Genomic DNA, 13,937 nt, shown 5'->3' with positions numbered 1-13,937 from the left:
ACCAATGGTGTCGTCCTCGCGAAGGCGGGGACCCATAACCACAGGCAGTGGTTGTTGCGCGCAGGCGGTAACTCCGAGTCCTCGCCAAACGTCTCCCTGTGGTTATGGGTCCCGGGCTCGCGACTTCGTCGCGCCCCGGGACGACAGCGGAGATTGACGCTAAATCTCCACCACCTGCCCCGGCTTCATCGCGACGAACCGCTCCTGCGGAATCTTCGCGACGTCCAGTGCTTCCACTAGCGCTTTCGCCGGCGCGTCGATCGCTTCGTCCGTCAGCTGGAACGTGCCGTGATGATGCCCGAGCGCGGCCTCGGCGCCGCAATCGGCCAGCGCCTTCACTGCGTCTTCCGGGTTCATGTGCTGGTCGCGCATGAACCAGCGCGGCTCGTAGGCGCCGATCGGCAGGATCGCGAGGCGTAACGTCCCGTGCTTCTCCGCGACGCGACGGAAATGCCCGCCATCGCCATAGCCGGAATCGCAGACGACATAGATTTTCCCTGCCGGCGTCTCCAAGACAAAGCTCGCCCACAGCGCCTTGTTACGATCGAACACGCCGCGCGCGGTCCAGTGCCGCGTCGGCACCAGATGCACCGCAACGCCTTCGCCGAGCTCGACGCGATCGTGCCAGTCGAACGCTTCCACCTTGATGGTGGGATCGGAGCTCCGCATCGTCACGTCGTTGCCGAGCGGGGTGACCACGCGCGGGGCGAAATTCTTGGCGAGCCGCGACAGCGTCGCGATGTCGAGATGGTCGTAGTGCCCGTGCGAGACCAGCACGACGTCGATCTTCGGCAGCTTCTCGAAGGCGATGCCGGGATCGTTGTGCCGCTTCGGACCCGCCCAGGCGACCGGCGAGACCCGCATCGACCAGACGGGGTCGACCAGGATGTTGAGCCCGCCGGCCTGGATCAGCCAGCTGGCATGGCCGATGAAGGAGAGCCGCACCTTGTCGCCATCGACCCGCGGGGGCGGGATGTCGGCATGGGGGCTGGGGACCCAGTCCGGCCAGGTCTCGCGCTTGCGGCCGCCGCCGAACTGCCAGCGCAGGACCTCGCCGAGCGATCGTGGCGACGCCCCGTTGGGGTCGAAGAAGTGCAGGCCGTCGAAATGATCGGAGACGGGACCATCATAGGTTTTCATGCGGGACATCCAAAAGGACGGAACACCGACGAGGGCGCCGGCCCCGGCCAGCACCCCGAACAGGCGGCGGCGGGTGATGCGCACGGGCGGCTTCAGTGATGATAGCGGAGGGAAGTCATGACCGGCTATATGGGCGGGACGGGCGAAAAAGGAACCCGTCGCCGGAAGTGGCCAGATTTCAAGGCCTTATTTCAGGACCTGGCCTCGGCAAAGGCGCCCCGGCACCCTAACTTTCCTTGACTTTTGGGCGGGAGCGGCGTTTAACCCCGCCACTTTCTCGGAAAGGCTTTCTTTTCGACCCGCCGACCGGCCCTGGAGGCCGGAGGTCAACGCCCGACAGCGCTGTGCGCCCTCGGGCGTAAAGGTGTTTGGAAGATTGCTTACCCAAGTGAGTGGTCATCCCCCGCGCAGGCGGGGGATCCAGTATTCCAGCGGCGGCTCGGCGAGAACCGAGGTGCCGCGGCGTACTGGATGCCCCGGTCAAGCCGGGGCATGACAGCGGAAAATAACGGCGCGCCCCTCATCAGGGGACAGCAACAGGACAACGGCATTGTTCGACAATCTGTCGGAACGGCTTGGTGGCATTCTCGATCGTCTGACGGGGCGCGGTGCGCTGACCGAAAAGGACGTCGACGCCGCGATGCGCGAGGTGCGCCGCGCGCTGCTGGAAGCCGACGTCGCGCTCGAAGTGGTGCGCAGCTTCACCGAGCGCGTCCGCGAGCAGGCGATCGGCGCCACCGTCGTCAAGTCGGTCACGCCCGGCCAGATGGTGGTCAAGATCGTCCATGACGAGCTGGTCAACACGCTCGGCGCGGAAGGCCAGACCATCGACGTCAATTCCGTGCCGCCGGTGCCGATCATGATGGTCGGTCTGCAAGGCTCGGGTAAAACGACCACCACCGCAAAGCTCGCCCGCCGCCTGGTCCAGCGCGACAAGCGCAAGGTGCTGATGGCCTCGCTCGACGTCTATCGCCCGGCGGCGATGGAGCAGCTGGCCGTCCTCGGCCGCGACCTCGACATCCCGACCCTGCCGATCGTGGCGGGCCAGCAGCCGCCGCAAATCGCAAAACGCGCGCTGGAAGCCGGCAAGCTCGGCGGCTACGACATCGTGCTGCTCGACACCGCCGGCCGCACCACGCTCGACGAAGAGATGATGGCGGAAGCAGCCAGCATCAAAGCAGCGGCCAATCCGCATGAAGTGCTGCTGGTCGCCGACAGTCTCACCGGCCAGGACGCGGTGAACCTCGCGCGCGCCTTCGATCAGCGCGTCGGCCTCACCGGCATCGTGCTGACCCGCGTCGACGGCGACGGCCGCGGCGGCGCCGCGCTGTCGATGCGCGCCGTCACCGGCAAGCCGATCAAGCTGATCGGCACTGGTGAAAAGACCGACGCGCTGGAGGACTTCCATCCTGACCGTATCGCCGGCCGCATCCTCGGCATGGGCGACGTGGTCTCGCTGGTCGAGAAGGCCGCGGCAAACATCGACGCCGAGAAGGCCGCGCGCACTGCCGAGCGCATGCGCAAGGGTCAGTTCGACCTCAACGACATGCGCGAGCAGCTGCTGCAGATGTCCAACATGGGCGGCATCAGCGGGCTGATGGGTATGATGCCCGGCATCTCCAAGATGAAGAACCAGATCGCGGCCGCCGGCATCGACGACAAGATTTTGAAGCGCCAGGTCGCGATCATCGATTCCATGACGCGCGACGAGCGCCGCCATCCCGACCTGCTCAAGGCCAGCCGCAAGAAGCGCATCGCCGCCGGCAGTGGCCAGAGCGTCGAGCACGTCAACAAGCTCCTGAAGATGCACCGGAACATGGCCGACGTGATGAAGGCCATGGGCTCGGGCAAGCGCGGCCCGCTCGCCGGTATCGCGCAGGCCATGGGATTTGGCGGCGGCATGAAGATGCCCTCGCCCGAAGAGATGAAGGCGCTGCAGGAGAAGATGCAGAGCGGCGGCGGACAGGGTCTGCCCAACCTGCCGAAGGATCTGCCGCCCGGTCTTCGCGGCGGCCTGCCCAACCTTCCCGGACTGACCGGGCTGAGCGGCAAGCCGACGCTGCCGGGCCTCGGCGGTTTCCCGGGCAAGAAGAAATGAGGAATTCGTCGCACGGGATCGCAACCGGTCTCGCGCGGCGCGAAAATACCAATCAACCGAACAAAACGTACTTTGAAGGAGAACTGAATGTCCGTCGTTATCCGCCTCGCCCGCGCAGGCACCAAGAAGCGTCCCGTCTATCACGTCGTCGTCGCCGATTCGCGTTTTCCCCGCGACGGCCGCTTCATCGAGCGTCTCGGCTATTTCAATCCGCTGCTGCCGAAGGACAACGAGACCCGCCTGAAGCTCGACATGGAGAAGGTGAAGTCCTGGCTCGCCAAGGGCGCGCAGCCGTCGGACCGCGTGATGCGTTTCCTCGATGCCGCCGGCGTCAAGAAGCGCGAAGCGCGCAACAACCCCGAGAAGGCCGTGCCGCGCAAGGAGCGCAAGGCGCAGGCCGAAGCCGCCGCGAAGGCCTAAGGCCAGATCATGTCGGCGCTGGTCTGCGTCGCGCGGATCGGCGCCGCGCATGGTGTGCGCGGTGCGGTCAAACTATGGACCTTCACCGAAGATCCGTTTGCCGTCCGCCGCTACGGTCCGCTTCTCGCCAAGGACGGCAAGCGCCAGTTCGAGGTCGCAACGGCGCGCGAGGCCAAGGATCATCTGGTCGCGACGTTCAAGGGCGTCACGACCCGCGATGAGGCCGAGCGCCTCAACGGCATCGAGCTCTACGTTGCGCGCGAGAAACTGCCCGCGACGGACGAGGACGAATATTACCACACCGATCTGATTGGGCTCGCCGCCGTCACCACCGACGGCGATGCGCTCGGCCGCGTGCTCGCGATCCACAATTTCGGCGCCGGCGACATCATCGAGATCGCGCCGCTCAAGGGGCCGACGATGCTGCTGCCGTTCTCGAATGCGGTAGTGCCCGAGGTCGATCTCAAAGGCGGCCGCGTCGTGATTGCGCTGCCGCAGGAGATCGAGGGCGACGACGAAGGCAACGATCCCTCCGCGAGTCGTCCCCGCGAAAGCGGGGACCCATAACCACAGGCCGTGGTTTTGGCTAAGCTGATGGCCCCGATCATCGCAAAACGAAGAGCGGTGGTTATGGGTCCCGGGCTCGCGCTTCGCGCGCCCCGGGACGACGAGAGTTGAGAGACCATGACAACCCCCTCACCCTGGCGCGCGACGGTGCTGACGCTGTTTCCGGAGATGTTTCCGGGGCCGCTCTGCGTGAGCCTGGCCGGCCGGGCGCTGGCGGGCGGGCTGTGGGAGATCGAGGCGCGGGACATAAGGGCCTCTGCGACCGACCGCCATCGCAGCGTCGATGACACGCCGGCCGGCGGCGGGCCGGGCATGGTGCTGCGGGCGGATGTTCTGGCGGCCGCGATTGATGCCGCCGAGATCGCTCCGGATCGGCCGCGCCTGCTGATGAGCCCGCGCGGTCGGCCACTGACCCAGGGCCGCGTGAAAGAGCTCGCGCAAGGCCCCGGGCCCCTGATCGTCTGCGGTCGGTTCGAAGGGATCGACCAGCGGGTGATTGACGGCCGCGGCCTGGAGGAGGTCTCGATCGGCGATTACGTGCTGTCCGGGGGCGAAATCGCAGCTTTAGCCCTGATCGACGCCTGCGTCCGGCTGCTGCCTGGGGTGATGGGCAAGGAAGCCTCGGGAACCGAGGAAAGCTTCTCGGACGGCCTGCTCGAATATCCCCAATACACCCGCCCGCAGCTGTTCGAGGGGGTTCCGATCCCCGACATCCTCACCTCCGGCGACCATGCCAAGGTTGCTAGCTGGCGGCGGGCGCAATCCGAGGCCCTGACAGAGGCCCGGCGGCCGGATTTATGGGCCCAAATCCCGCCCAAGCCCCCGAATCGGCCCCGTCGCCAAAAAACGCCAAAAAACAAGACAGACGGGTGACAAACGCTCCGGCTTGCCTTATAGGAGCGGCCACATCCGCAATGGCTGGATAGACGAATTTCGCGCAGCCCCCGATCTGCGGCTGGGCGCGCCGATGGAGATTACCCCATGAACCTGATCCAACAGCTTGAAAAAGAGCAGTTCGAGAAGCTCTCCGCCACCAAGGAGATCCCGGAATTCGCCCCCGGCGACACCGTGATCGTCAACGTGAAGGTCGTCGAAGGCGACCGCACCCGCGTGCAGGCCTATGAAGGCGTCTGCATCGGCCGTTCCGGCGGTGGCCTCAACGAGAGCTTCACCGTCCGCAAGATCTCCTACGGCGAGGGCGTCGAGCGCGTATTCCCGCTGCTCTCCCCGATGATCGACTCGATCAAGGTGGTGCGCCGCGGCAAGGTGCGTCGCGCCAAGCTCTATTACCTCCGCAACCTCCGCGGCAAGTCGGCCCGCATCGTCGAGAAGCAGGACCGTCAGGCCGCCGTCGGCGAGTAAGCTTTCGCCACCAGGCAAGCTTTTCAAAAGCGCGGGGCTCGGCTCCGCGCTTTTTTGTTGCGTCAGCCGTGCGCGTCAAAGCCCTCGCGCTTCCAAATCGGCCTGCTATATATTCCTAGAATGTTTCCAGATCTGACCAGCTTCGTAAGCCCCCAACGCATCGTCATCGACGATCGCTCGCGGCTGCCTGGCCGGTTCTTCGGACGCTTCGCGACCTCGGCAACGTCAGAGCTTACGCGCGCAGCCTAAAAGCTGCGCTGACGATTTGGTTGCCCGCGCGCTCGCCGCGCTCATCGCTTACACACATTCCTTCGGAGCTGACGCTCATGTCCAAGCCGACCACCCTGTACGACAAGATCTGGAACGACCATCTGGTGCACGAAGCCGACGACGGCACCTGCCTTCTCTATATCGACCGCCATCTGGTGCACGAGGTGACCTCGCCGCAGGCGTTCGAAGGCCTGCGCGCCACGGGGCGCAAGGTCCACGCGCCCGAGAAGACGCTCGCGGTCGTCGATCACAACGTGCCGACCACTGACCGCACCAAGCCCAATCCCGATCCTGAAAGCATCGAGCAGATCAAGGCGCTCGCCGAGAACGCCAAGGAATTCGGCATCGAATATTACAACGAGTTCGACAAGCGCCAGGGCATCGTCCACGTCATCGGCCCCGAGCAGGGCTTTACTCTGCCCGGCACCACCATCGTCTGCGGTGACAGCCACACCTCGACGCATGGCGCGTTCGGCGCGCTCGCGCACGGCATCGGCACCTCGGAGGTCGAGCACGTGCTGGCGACGCAGACACTGATCCAGAAGAAGGCCAAGAACATGCGCGTCACCGTCGACGGCAAATTGCCCAACGGCGTGACCGGCAAGGATATTATCTTGGCCATCATCGGCGAGATCGGCACCGCGGGCGGCACCGGCTATGTGCTGGAATACGCCGGCGATGCGATCCGTTCGCTGTCGATGGAAGGCCGCATGACGGTCTGCAACATGTCGATCGAAGGCGGCGCCCGCGCCGGCCTCGTTGCGCCCGACCAGAAGGCCTACGATTTCCTGAGCGACCGGCCGAAGTCGCCGAAGGGCGCGGCCTGGGACGCGGCGATGCGCTATTGGGAGGGCTTGCGCTCCGACGAAGGCGCGCATTTCGACCACGAGCTGCGCCTCGATGCGGCAAAACTGCCGCCGATCGTGACCTGGGGCACCAGCCCTGAGGACGTGATCTCGGTGACCGGCATCGTGCCCGATCCCGACAAGATCGCGGATGAGGCCAAGCGTCTCTCCAAGCACCGCGCCTTGAAGTACATGGGCCTGACCGCCGGCACCAAGATCACCGACATCAAGCTCGACCGCGTCTTCATCGGCTCCTGCACCAATGGCCGCATCGAGGACCTGCGCGCCGCCGCCAAGATCGCGGAAGGCAAGACCGTTTCGGCCAACGTCAACGCCATGGTGGTGCCGGGCTCCGGCATCGTGAAGGAGCAGGCGGAGGCTGAGGGTCTCGACAAGATCTTCATCAAGGCCGGCTTCGAATGGCGCGAGCCCGGTTGCTCGATGTGCCTTGCGATGAACCCGGACAAGCTGAAGCCGGAAGAGCGCTGCGCCTCGACCTCGAACCGCAACTTTGAAGGCCGCCAGGGCTTCAAGGGCCGTACCCATCTGGTGTCGCCGGCGATGGCCGCCGCAGCGGCGATCGCGGGTCACTTCGTCGACGTCAGGGACTGGCGCTAAGCCATCCCTGCAATTTGAGCTAACCCGGCAAACCGCCGTTAATCGGCAGCGCCGACAGTGTCCTCGCGACGATCTCGCGAGGACACTTCTGATGGCCAACAAGCCTGAATATGTCGATCTGATCAGCGAGGCGACGCGCCAGCACCGCCGGCGCGCCACGCCGTTGCGCATCGTCGCCAAGCCGGAGGTCGAGGAGACCTCGAAGCTCAGCCGCTGGCCGCCGGCGATGTTTCGGCAGTGGAAGGTCGAGAATTTGATGCGCTGGAAGGCTTCGTCGTGGAAGCTGAAGGACTGGCTCTAGCGAGTTTCTCCGTCATGGCCGGGCTTGTCCCGGCCATCCACGTTCTTAGGCGTGCATAGAAAGATCGTGGATGCCCGGGACAAGCCCGGGCATGACGACTCCGATCACATCACCAATAGCGATACGGATAGTGCCAGCGATGCCAGCGGCAGATGCGGCGCGGGCCGTAATAGGTCCAGATGATCCGGCAGCGGCGCGGATAGTGGTAGTAGGGATAGTAGCCGCCGTAATAATAGCGCCGGTGGAAGTGGCGATAGCCGTAATGCGGGCGATAGATGCCGTAGCGATGAAAGCCGCCGTAGCGGTGGAATCCGCCGTAGCGATAGCCACCGCCGTGAAACGCCGGCGCGGCGCGGAAGCCGCCACCATGGAAACCGCCACCATGGAAGCCACCGCCGCGAAAGCCGCCGAAATGTCCGCCGCGACCGTGGAAGCCGCCACCGCCGTGAAAACCTCCGCCGTGGAAGCCACCGCCATGTCCGCCACCACCGCCGTGACGAACCTGCGTGACGAGGCCGTCGGTCGCAGCTTTCGTCGCGGGTGACGTCACCGGATTGATCAAGGTCAGCGCTTCAGCACGTCGCGCAGTGCCGGTCGACAGCATCAACGTCGCAGCCGCCGCGATCCCGAGCAAGCGCATCGGGCTTGCCCTGAGACCCAAACTCCTCAGCATGGACTTCTCCCTGAGACTGAACAGCGGAGTTGCGACGCTCGTGACCGGCCCGAGTCATCCCTGTTCATTTGCAGTCGCTCCCAAGATTAAGTTAGGGACAGCGACGTGAACGCCCCGTGAATGAACGACGTTGCTGGCAACGCGCTGCGACGCAGGGCCGCGAGGTGAGGATTCGAGATGACTGTCTATGCGATTGCGCAATTGAAGATGACGGACCGCGCAGCCTACGAACGCTATCAGGCGCGGTTCTTCGACGTGTTCAGGAAGTACAACGGACGCCTGCTCGCCGCCGATGAACATCCGCGCGTGCTCGAAGGCACATGGCCGCACGACAAGCTCGTCATGATGTCGTTTCCCGACGAAGCTGCGTTTCTCGCCTTCTCGAATTCACCCGAGTACGAAGACATCTCGCGCGATCGCAAGGCGGGCGCACAGGCGACGGTGCTGCTGGTCAAGGGATTTGCGCCGTCCGGTTAGCGGATCACCAGAACGGCCCGTAGCCGAGCACGAAGGGAGCAGGCACGGCGTAGGGATAGGGACGGTAGTAAACCGGCCGCGCGTAATAGCGAGGATCACGGCGCACGGCAGGCCTCACAATCTCACGGGTTCGCGCGTGTCGCGCATTGAAAACCGCGATCCCCGCCGAGGCCTCGGGGATCGTCACCCTATGTGCTGCGGACGCACGGGGCAGGCCGGTGGCAAGCGCGACGGCAACGGCGGCTAGTGCAATCCATCTCGCCATGACCACCCTCACGAGGCCTCCGCGCTGCCCGTTGAACCGGCCCGTCAGCCCCGCCGCCAGTAGCAGCTCATATGCGGCGTGATCACGGTGCCGCTGGGCCTGTGCTCCTGCACATAGGCAACGTTGCATTCACGGACCGCATCGGGACCGGGGTTGTAGCGCGGATAGACGCCGTCGGGGCTGTAATAGGGCGTGACGCGCAAGCGCGCCGGAGGCCGCCTGCGCAGCGAGGGGACGTCGTCGGGCGAGGCCGCCTGGGCCAGCCGGATCTCGGGGCCGGCCGCCTGCGCCTGGACCTGGCTTCGAGCGCCGTCAAAAAAAGTCGAAAACAACCCCATGCACAGTAGAACCGGTATCGCTGTTCCCGCCCGCATCATACCACCACCGACCTCTGCCAACCCCTTGAAGCGCCATACGCTCCTCGTTTTCGCGCGCGGCGTCAACGCCCACCTATAAAGCCGGATGCATCGCCGCGGAACCCGCGCTAAGAGAAGCGCATGTGGACGGAATTGAAAGCGCCCTCGCTGGCCGAGATGGAAGCGATGGCTCATGACGTATTCGAGCGCCTGCCGGCGGAGTTTCTTAAGCTCTGCGAGGGCGTGATTCTTCGCGTCGACGACTTCCCGACCGACGAGGTCCTCGACGAGATGGAATGCGAGAGCGAGTTCGACCTGCTCGGCCTGTTCCAGGGCGTCGGCCTGCCCCAGCAGAGTTTTGGCGACGTGGCGCGGCTGCCCAACATGGTCTGGCTCTACCGCCGGCCGATCCTGGATTACTGGGCCGAGCACGACGAAAGCCTCGGCCACATCGTCCGCCACGTCCTGATCCACGAGATCGGCCACCATTTCGGCCTCTCGGACGACGATATGGCGGCAATTGAGGCCAAAGCAGACTAGATCTGCCGAAATCGGCCTAGGATTTTGGCCCCGATCGCGATAAATACCGGTTCCCCCAGAACCACCCGGGAAAGCGCAACCATGGACAAGTTCACCACGCTGGAAGGCGTCGCGGCGCCGCTGAAGATCATCAATGTCGACACCGACATGATCATTCCGAAGCAGTACCTGAAGACCATCAAGCGCACCGGCCTTGGCAAGGGGCTCTTCTCGGAGCAGCGCTACAAGGACGACGGCAGCGAGAACCCGGATTTCGTCCTCAACCAGCCCGCCTATCGCAACACGAAGGTGCTGGTCGCCGGCGACAATTTCGGCTGCGGCTCGAGCCGCGAGCACGCGCCCTGGGCGCTGCTCGACTTCGGCATCCGCTGCGTGATCTCGACCTCGTTCGGCGACATCTTCTACAACAACTGCTTCAAGAACGGCATTCTGCCGATCCGCGTCTCGCAGGAAGACCTCGACAAGCTGTTCGACGACGCCGAGCGCGGCGCCAACGCGACGCTGACGATCGACCTGCCGAACCAGGAGATCCGCGGTCCGGACGGCGGCAAGGTCAAGTTCGAGATCGACCCGTTCCGCAAGCACTGCCTGATCAACGGCCTCGACGACATCGGTCTCACCATGGAGAAGAAGGCCTCGATCGACAGCTACGAGGACAAGCTCAAGCGCGAACGCGCCTGGGCCTGAGATCGACATCCCATTCGAGCCCCGGCGCCTGGCGCGCCGGGGCTTTTTCTTTGCCCTCGATATCGCCTATAGCTTTTCCCTGATGCTACCCGACATCGTCACCTTCTGGCACGGCCCGATGGATGCGCTGCGCCAGACCTGTCTGCGCTCGCAGCTGGCCGCTGGGCACAAGGTCACGCTCTACAGCTTCGACCCCATTCCCGGCCTGCCCGCGGGCGTTGCGAACGCCGATGCCGAGGCGGTGCTGCCGCACGCGTTCTCAGAACGCCTGCGGCCGCCGCAGCCGGACGGCAGCTGGCGCGACTGGACCACGCTCCAGTTCAGCGACTTCTTCCGCATGAAGCTGATGGCGATGGGCCTCGGCCTCTGGCTCGATGCCGACGTGGTGCTGCTGAGGCCTGTCGAGATCGATCCGGCAAAGCCGTACTTCGCCTGGGAGCGATCGCGCCGGCTCGGCAACTCCGTGCTCTATCTGCCGCGCGGACACCAGATCGTTCGCGCCTTCGAAGCGCTGATGGAGCAGGAGGAGCTCACCCCGGAATGGCTCTCGCTCAGCCATCGCCTGAGCTTTGCGATGCGACGGCTGAGCGGCGGCTCGCAGCGCCTGTCCGACCTTCGCATCGCCATCTACGGGCCGCCGGCACTCACCATCCTCGCCAAGCGTTCGGGCGATCTTCAAAAAGCATTGCCGAAGAAATCGTTCTACGCGGTGCATTCCGAGCCGAAACTGTTTTTCGAGCCATCGAGCTATCTCGGCATCGTCACCGACCCCGACGTGATCGGCCTCCACATCTCGGGCAAGGAACGCAGCAAGCAGCCGGCGGTACCCGGCAGCCTCTATGCATGGGCAGCGGAGCGGTTCGCGTAGCTCTTCTGCGCTCGGACCCATCGTCGGTCGTCATGCCCGGGCTTGTCCCGGGCATCCACGTTCTTCTTGCGCAAAGCGTGGATGGCCGGGACATAGGCGAGCGAAGCGACGCCGTCCTTCGGACGGCTATGCCCGGCCATGACGATGTGGAGGGTTCGCGGCCTTACATTCGATCGCGTTGCCGCGTCGGGGAGACGAGTCGAATTTGATCCAGCGCAACGCGCCCCTGCATCATTGTGCGTAGTCTCGCTCCAGTTCCACGATCCCTATGGAGCCTCGCATGAGCACCGCAAGCAGGCCGTATCCCCTCGTCCAGGACCTCATCGAGTCCTTTGCCGCCTGGCTGAAGCATCGCCGCGAGATGAACGAGATGCGGCAGCTCGACCGTGGAGATTTCGACCGGATCGCGAGCGATCTCAGGATTGCCCCGGACGACCTCGAGGAGCTGGTCCGTCACGGCAAGCATGCCGCCGACGAGCTGCCGAAGATGCTGGAGCAACTCGGCATCAGCGCGGAGGGGCTCGGACGCGCACAGCCGCTGCTGCTGCGCGACATGGAACGGGTCTGCTCGCTCTGCGATCACAAGGGCCAGTGCGACCGCGACCTCGCCGACGGCACCGCCGCGGAAAACTATCACGGCTATTGCGGCAATGCCTCGACACTGGAATCGCTCGAACGCGCCGACGTCGCGCCGCATTGACGCGTTTACGCGATCCAGCTTGGCGCGTGAGGCAATGCCTCGCTCTGTGCCGTATCGTGATTGATCCAGATTTCGGCGTTCTCGACGCGAAGCAGCTCGGCGACTCTGGCCATGGACGCGACCGTTGCCTGCTGGTCCGCATTGAAGGACGGCACGCGCATGTGCCGGAGGTTTTCCCGATTGTGCGCGACGTCGCCGCTCAGCAGCACGACGCCGCGCCGCGGCAGCCTCACCATCAGCGAGCAATGCCCGAGAGTGTGGCCGGGCGTGAAGATCATCCGCACGGCGCCGTCGCCAAATATGTCGTGGTCACCATCGACGATCTGGTAAGGCCGCTCCTTCAGCGCCTCGTAGTGCTGCAGCGAATAGCCGAATTCTTCAGGCTCGTTTCCGAACATGGCCTCGAACTCGGCCCGCTGGGCGATCCATCTCGCATTCTCGAACAGATCGACATTTCCGATGTGATCGAAATGCGCGTGGGAAAGGAGGATCGTACTGACATCGCGGGGCCGCACCCCGATTTCATCCAATTGGTCCGCGATGGGACGACGCACGATGCCGCGTATGCCATGGGCAATGATGCGTCCTTCCGGATGCTTCGCCAGCTTATCCTCTATGCCCGTATCCCAGATCAGCCATTCGCCGCGATGGCTGATGAGGTAGGCATTGCAGCTCAACGTCATGGGGACGCCGACGTTGATACCCGGAGAATAGATCGAGCCGTCTGCGACCTCTGCAATGCCTCCGTCGAGGATGTAGATCCTGTCAATCGTCGCCATTGGGGAACTCTTCAAGCCGCCGATTCGACGCGGCGCTTCGTCTCGCGCATGTCGCGCCCGGGCGGTATGCCGAACAGCCGGCAATATTCCCGCGTGAACTGCGTGACGCTTTCGTAGCCGACCAGATGCGCCGCGGTCGCGATCTGCGCGCCATCGGCCAGCATCGCGCGACGGGCCTCGATCAAGCGAAGCTGCTTCTGGAACTGGAGTGGGGTCAATGACGTGACACTGCGAAAGTGCAAGTGAAACGCCGACTGGCTCATGCCCGCGGCCTTGGCGAGCCGGTCGATGCGCAGGGGCTTGGCGTAGCCGGCGCGAATGATCGCAACGGCACGACCGATCCGCTGTGCGTGGCTGTCGGCGATGCCGAGCGCCCTGATGGCGCCACCGTGCCGGCCGGCCAAAAGCCAGTAATGCAGCTCTCGCACCAGCTGGCGCTGCAGAATCGGCAGGGAAGAAGGACGGTCGATCAGCCGCAGCAACCGCAGCGCCACGTCTGCAACCTCCTGCTCCGTCGGCTCGACACGCACCGGCTGGGATGGAACGAACGGTACCGCCCCCATCTCGACGACCAGCCCCTCGATGACAACAGGATCGAGCTCGACGACGAGCGACAGATAGGGCGCCGCCACTGTCGCGCGCGTGATCTGGCTGACCGTCGGCACGTCGCTCGCGATCAGCAGCGAAGCGCCCGCACCGAAATCGAGAGACGTCCGGCCGGTCGCGACGCGCTTCGCCCCTTGCAGGACCATAGCGACGAGAGGTTTTGAGATCGCATATTGAAGTGCGCTCGGCGCGCTCTCGCGGATGATCGAGATGCCGGCGAAAGGCGTGGAGGCAAGGCCCTTGTCGTCGGCATGAGCTGCGGAATAACGGCTGGCGATCTGAAGCAGCGTTTCGGTCACCCGCCAATTCTAGGCCGGGCTCGGCGCGCGAGCAATCCGGGCCAGCGGATCGGGCAGAGAAACGGG

18 protein-coding genes are annotated in these 13,937 nt (G+C 64.7%); 12 read left to right on the top strand and 6 right to left on the bottom strand.

Annotated features, from left to right (window positions below; genetic code table 11):
• Positions 1–159: 159 nt before the first annotated feature.
• Positions 160–1,224 (bottom strand): MBL fold metallo-hydrolase, encoded by a 1,065-nt coding sequence (locus AAFG16_RS00830; protein WP_342736552.1) that lies wholly within the window; start codon positions 1,222–1,224, stop codon positions 160–162.
• Between the two features lie 466 nt (positions 1,225–1,690).
• Here AAFG16_RS00830 and ffh point away from each other — a divergent pair, with 466 nt between their 5' ends.
• From ffh to AAFG16_RS00795, 7 genes are all read left to right on the top strand, one after another.
• The gene (ffh, locus tag AAFG16_RS00825) at positions 1,691–3,238 is read left to right on the top strand and encodes a signal recognition particle protein (protein WP_342736550.1); all 1,548 of its coding nucleotides are present in this window, start codon (positions 1,691–1,693) and stop codon (positions 3,236–3,238) included.
• A gap of 87 nt (positions 3,239–3,325) precedes the next feature.
• Positions 3,326–3,658 (top strand): 30S ribosomal protein S16, encoded by a 333-nt coding sequence (gene rpsP, locus AAFG16_RS00820; protein WP_027561838.1) that lies wholly within the window; start codon positions 3,326–3,328, stop codon positions 3,656–3,658.
• A 9-nt stretch (positions 3,659–3,667) separates the two neighbouring features.
• Positions 3,668–4,225 (top strand): ribosome maturation factor RimM, encoded by a 558-nt coding sequence (rimM, locus tag AAFG16_RS00815; RefSeq protein ID WP_342736548.1) that lies wholly within the window; start codon positions 3,668–3,670, stop codon positions 4,223–4,225.
• Positions 4,226–4,342: 117 nt separating this feature from the next.
• On the top strand, positions 4,343–5,098 hold the full coding sequence (gene trmD, locus AAFG16_RS00810; RefSeq protein ID WP_342736546.1) for a tRNA (guanosine(37)-N1)-methyltransferase TrmD: 756 nt from the start codon (positions 4,343–4,345) through the stop codon (positions 5,096–5,098).
• Between the two features lie 108 nt (positions 5,099–5,206).
• Positions 5,207–5,587, top strand: coding sequence for a 50S ribosomal protein L19 (rplS, locus tag AAFG16_RS00805; protein WP_018643929.1), 381 nt, complete (start codon positions 5,207–5,209; stop codon positions 5,585–5,587).
• 326 nt (positions 5,588–5,913) lie between these two features.
• Entirely contained in the window at positions 5,914–7,320 is a 1,407-nt protein-coding gene (gene leuC / locus AAFG16_RS00800; protein WP_342736540.1) for a 3-isopropylmalate dehydratase large subunit, read from the top strand.
• A gap of 91 nt (positions 7,321–7,411) precedes the next feature.
• Positions 7,412–7,621 carry a hypothetical protein gene (locus tag AAFG16_RS00795; RefSeq protein WP_283083113.1) on the top strand — a complete coding sequence of 70 codons (210 nt, stop codon included), beginning with the start codon at positions 7,412–7,414 and terminating at the stop codon, positions 7,619–7,621.
• 109 nt (positions 7,622–7,730) lie between these two features.
• Here the strand turns inward: AAFG16_RS00795 and AAFG16_RS00790 are convergent, their stop codons facing one another.
• A complete protein-coding gene (locus AAFG16_RS00790) occupies positions 7,731–8,294 on the bottom strand; it encodes a hypothetical protein (RefSeq protein WP_342736538.1) in 564 nt (187 codons plus the stop codon).
• Between the two features lie 177 nt (positions 8,295–8,471).
• Between AAFG16_RS00790 and AAFG16_RS00785 the strand changes: the two genes are divergently transcribed.
• Positions 8,472–8,771, top strand: coding sequence for a DUF1330 domain-containing protein (locus tag AAFG16_RS00785; protein ID WP_283083111.1), 300 nt, complete (start codon positions 8,472–8,474; stop codon positions 8,769–8,771).
• Between the two features lie 4 nt (positions 8,772–8,775).
• On the opposite strand, the gene AAFG16_RS00780 is transcribed toward AAFG16_RS00785, so the two are convergent.
• Positions 8,776–9,036: a hypothetical protein gene (locus tag AAFG16_RS00780; RefSeq protein WP_342736535.1), complete on the bottom strand. Its 261-nt coding sequence runs from the start codon at positions 9,034–9,036 to the stop codon at positions 8,776–8,778.
• Positions 9,037–9,080: 44 nt separating this feature from the next.
• Complete coding sequence (locus AAFG16_RS00775; RefSeq protein WP_342736533.1) at positions 9,081–9,374, bottom strand: hypothetical protein; 294 nt, start codon at positions 9,372–9,374, stop codon at positions 9,081–9,083.
• A 159-nt stretch (positions 9,375–9,533) separates the two neighbouring features.
• Between AAFG16_RS00775 and AAFG16_RS00770 the strand changes: the two genes are divergently transcribed.
• The 4 genes from AAFG16_RS00770 (at position 9,534) to AAFG16_RS00755 (ending at position 12,187) form a co-directional block, all read left to right on the top strand.
• Entirely contained in the window at positions 9,534–9,932 is a 399-nt protein-coding gene (locus AAFG16_RS00770) for a metallopeptidase family protein (protein WP_283083108.1), read from the top strand.
• Positions 9,933–10,013: 81 nt separating this feature from the next.
• Entirely contained in the window at positions 10,014–10,619 is a 606-nt protein-coding gene (gene leuD / locus AAFG16_RS00765) for a 3-isopropylmalate dehydratase small subunit (protein WP_283022723.1), read from the top strand.
• 82 nt (positions 10,620–10,701) lie between these two features.
• Positions 10,702–11,487: a hypothetical protein gene (locus AAFG16_RS00760; RefSeq protein WP_342736529.1), complete on the top strand. Its 786-nt coding sequence runs from the start codon at positions 10,702–10,704 to the stop codon at positions 11,485–11,487.
• Positions 11,488–11,767: 280 nt separating this feature from the next.
• A complete protein-coding gene (locus AAFG16_RS00755; protein WP_342736527.1) occupies positions 11,768–12,187 on the top strand; it encodes a hypothetical protein in 420 nt (139 codons plus the stop codon).
• A gap of 5 nt (positions 12,188–12,192) precedes the next feature.
• Here AAFG16_RS00755 and AAFG16_RS00750 read toward each other — a convergent pair whose 3' ends face one another.
• Together AAFG16_RS00750 and AAFG16_RS00745 are read right to left on the bottom strand one after the other, a co-directional pair.
• Complete coding sequence (locus tag AAFG16_RS00750) at positions 12,193–13,050, bottom strand: N-acyl homoserine lactonase family protein (protein WP_342736525.1); 858 nt, start codon at positions 13,048–13,050, stop codon at positions 12,193–12,195.
• A complete protein-coding gene (locus tag AAFG16_RS00745; protein WP_342736523.1) occupies positions 12,978–13,871 on the bottom strand; it encodes an AraC family transcriptional regulator in 894 nt (297 codons plus the stop codon). Before AAFG16_RS00745 ends, AAFG16_RS00750 begins: the two co-directional genes overlap by 73 nt.
• Positions 13,872–13,937: the final 66 nt, after the last annotated feature.

This window comes from Bradyrhizobium sp. B117, assembly GCF_038969555.1.
Classification (GTDB): Bacteria; Pseudomonadota; Alphaproteobacteria; order Rhizobiales; family Xanthobacteraceae; genus Bradyrhizobium.
Note: the sequence above shows the minus strand (reverse complement) of the source record. Positions and strands in the feature narration are given on the sequence as shown.

What these genes read in the sequence shown, in the direction of transcription:
- rpsP (WP_027561838.1), top strand. Translation starts at nt 3,326, where the DNA reads ATGTCCGTCGTTATCCGCCTCGCCCGCGCAGGCACCAAGAAGCGTCCC.
- rimM (WP_342736548.1), top strand. Translation starts at nt 3,668, where the DNA reads ATGTCGGCGCTGGTCTGCGTCGCGCGGATCGGCGCCGCGCATGGTGTG.
- trmD (WP_342736546.1), top strand. Translation starts at nt 4,343, where the DNA reads ATGACAACCCCCTCACCCTGGCGCGCGACGGTGCTGACGCTGTTTCCG.
- rplS (WP_018643929.1), top strand. Translation starts at nt 5,207, where the DNA reads ATGAACCTGATCCAACAGCTTGAAAAAGAGCAGTTCGAGAAGCTCTCC.
- leuC (WP_342736540.1), top strand. Translation starts at nt 5,914, where the DNA reads ATGTCCAAGCCGACCACCCTGTACGACAAGATCTGGAACGACCATCTG.
- AAFG16_RS00795 (WP_283083113.1), top strand. Translation starts at nt 7,412, where the DNA reads ATGGCCAACAAGCCTGAATATGTCGATCTGATCAGCGAGGCGACGCGC.
- AAFG16_RS00790 (WP_342736538.1), bottom strand. Translation starts at nt 8,294, where the DNA reads ATGCTGAGGAGTTTGGGTCTCAGGGCAAGCCCGATGCGCTTGCTCGGG.
- AAFG16_RS00785 (WP_283083111.1), top strand. Translation starts at nt 8,472, where the DNA reads ATGACTGTCTATGCGATTGCGCAATTGAAGATGACGGACCGCGCAGCC.
- AAFG16_RS00780 (WP_342736535.1), bottom strand. Translation starts at nt 9,036, where the DNA reads ATGGCGAGATGGATTGCACTAGCCGCCGTTGCCGTCGCGCTTGCCACC.
- AAFG16_RS00775 (WP_342736533.1), bottom strand. Translation starts at nt 9,374, where the DNA reads ATGGGGTTGTTTTCGACTTTTTTTGACGGCGCTCGAAGCCAGGTCCAG.
- AAFG16_RS00770 (WP_283083108.1), top strand. Translation starts at nt 9,534, where the DNA reads ATGTGGACGGAATTGAAAGCGCCCTCGCTGGCCGAGATGGAAGCGATG.
- leuD (WP_283022723.1), top strand. Translation starts at nt 10,014, where the DNA reads ATGGACAAGTTCACCACGCTGGAAGGCGTCGCGGCGCCGCTGAAGATC.
- AAFG16_RS00760 (WP_342736529.1), top strand. Translation starts at nt 10,702, where the DNA reads ATGCTACCCGACATCGTCACCTTCTGGCACGGCCCGATGGATGCGCTG.
- AAFG16_RS00755 (WP_342736527.1), top strand. Translation starts at nt 11,768, where the DNA reads ATGAGCACCGCAAGCAGGCCGTATCCCCTCGTCCAGGACCTCATCGAG.